Source organism: Gordonia phosphorivorans (genome assembly GCF_042432625.1).
GTDB classification, from domain to species: Bacteria; Actinomycetota; Actinomycetes; order Mycobacteriales; family Mycobacteriaceae; genus Gordonia; species Gordonia phosphorivorans.
Genome location: NZ_JBHLWV010000041.1, coordinates 1 through 1,200, shown reverse-complemented (window position 1 = coordinate 1,200; position 1,200 = coordinate 1). Strand labels below are relative to the sequence as shown.

Annotated in this window: 1 protein-coding gene; it reads left to right on the top strand. The window is 62.9% G+C overall.

What is annotated here, in order from left to right:
* On the top strand, positions 1-1,200 hold a 1,200-nt coding region (locus ACFFJD_RS16705; protein ID WP_382366230.1), incomplete at both ends, for a condensation domain-containing protein.

Below are 1,200 nucleotides of genomic sequence, written 5' to 3'. Positions count from 1 at the left end.
GCGTTGCGGTTGGCGGTGGGGGATGTCATTGGTCGGCATGAGATTTTGCGGACGGTGTTCCCGGCTGTTGAGGGTGTGCCGTTTGAGGTGATTTCGTCGGCGGAGTCTGTGGTTGATGGTCTGGCTGAGGTCTGGCGGGTGGTCGATTCGCGGGAGGCTGTGGAGCGGGCTGTTGCGGCGGGGTTTGACGTTGCTGTGCAGTGGCCGTTGCGTGTGGTGTTGTGGCCGGTTTCTGCTGGTGAGTTCGTTGTTGCTGTGGTGTTGCATCACATTGCTGCCGATGGTGAGTCGTTGTTGCCGTTGGTGTCTGATTTGGTGACTGCTTATGCGGCGCGTGCTGCGGGACGGGTTCCGGTATTTGCGCCGCTGGATGTGCAGTTCGCCGATTTCGCGATCTGGCAGCACGAGGTGCTGGGATCGCCGGATGATCCGGAGTCGGTGTTGGGTCGTCAGTTGGCGTATTGGAAGCAGCATTTGGTGGGTGTGCCGGAGTTGCTGGATGTGCCGGGTGATCGGCCGCGTCCGGCGGTGGCTTCGCATCGTGGTGTGCAGACGCTTTTCGAGGTCCCTGCTGTGGTGGCTGATCGGGTTGCGGGGTTGGCGCGTGAGCGCGGAGTTACGCCGTTCATGGTGGCCCATGCGGTGTTCGCGGTGTTGTTGTCGCGGTTGTCGGGCACTGAGGACATCGTGGTTGGTACACCGATTGCTGGTCGGGGGCAGGCGGAGCTGGATCGATTGATCGGGCAGTTCGCCAACACCCTGGTGCTGCGGACGCGGGTGGATCTGGCGGAGTCGTTCGCCGATTTGCTGGCGCGGGTGCGGGTGGCGGATCTGGATGCGTTCGCGCATTCGGAGATTCCGTTCGAGACGCTTGTCGAAGCGGTTGATCCGGTGCGTAGCGAGGCGTTCTCGCCGTTGGCTCAGGTGATCTTCTCGTTCGATCCGGCGGCTGCAGCGGCGAATGCCGATCTCGAGGTCGCGGGTTTGACGGTGGCTCCGGTGGAGGGGATTGAGCGTCCGGCTCAGTTGGATCTGGATTTGACGGTGTCGACCGGTGGTGCGGGGGCGCCGTGGGTTGGGACGGTCGTCGGTGCTGCCGACATGTTCGATTTGTCGACGTTGGAGTCGATGGGTGTTCGGTTTGTGGCTTTGCTTGATGCGTTGACGGCGGATCCGGCGGTGGCGGTCGGTGATGCGGCG